The organism is Rhodovibrio sodomensis (genome assembly GCF_016583645.1).
Taxonomy (GTDB): Bacteria; Pseudomonadota; Alphaproteobacteria; order Kiloniellales; family Rhodovibrionaceae; genus Rhodovibrio; species Rhodovibrio sodomensis.
This window is the reverse complement of the sequence record NZ_NRRL01000289.1, coordinates 1-685: the sequence shown is the minus strand read 5'-3', so window position 1 is coordinate 685 and position 685 is coordinate 1. Positions and strand designations below refer to the sequence as shown.

The following is a 685-nucleotide window of genomic DNA, read 5'->3' as shown; positions in this document are numbered from 1 at the left end:
GCTCACCAAGGCCCTCGGGAAAAGCGGCGAGCAGCGAGTCGGCCTGCTCACTGGCACCCTCCGCGGCCATGAGCGCCAGGCGCTGACCGAGAGCACCCTGTGGCACTACTTCGCCGATCCGCAGGCGGCAGGGACACCTGCAGAGCCGGTCTACCTCATCGCCACCGCCGCCGGTGAGGTGGGCGTAGACCTGGACGCCGATCATCTGGTCATGGATCTGGCGCCGATGGACGCGCTGATCCAGCGCCTCGGCCGGGTCAACCGCGCCGGGCGCCACGCCGCCAGCTCGGTGGTGATCGTCTACACGCCCAAGGAGATCCAGTACCGCCCGGAGAAGGTCGACCAGGACGCGAAGCACCGCTACGCGGCCGCCTGCGAGCGTGCCCTGGCCTTGCTGAGCGGGCAGGATCGACTCGCACCGAGCGACCTGCTGGCGATCCCGCCCGAGACCCTGGCCGAGGCGGCCTCGCCGAGGCCCCGCTCCGCACCCCTGGCAGCCGAGCGCCTCGAGCTCCTGGCGGCAACGAACGCCGACGTTCAGCTGCCGCCGGTCACCCCCTACCTGCGCGGCGTCACCGACGAGCCCGAGCCGCCGGAGGTGCAGCTCCTCTGGCGCTACGACCTGGCGCGGCTGCTCGAGTGGGGCGGGGCCGAGGCGGCGCATGAGGCCCTGACCCTCCTGCCG

Annotated in this window: 1 protein-coding gene and 1 pseudogene; both read left to right on the top strand. The window is 72.6% G+C overall.

Features of this window, described 5'->3' with window-relative positions; all coding sequences use genetic code 11:
- Positions 1–43: 43 nt before the first annotated feature.
- A pseudogene (locus CKO28_RS29715) lies at positions 44–211 on the top strand (hypothetical protein); the annotation flags it as partial.
- Positions 212–685, top strand: a 474-nt coding sequence (locus CKO28_RS27800; RefSeq protein WP_207168972.1) for a hypothetical protein, incomplete at its 3' end; no start/stop codon positions are given. It abuts the pseudogene before it with no gap.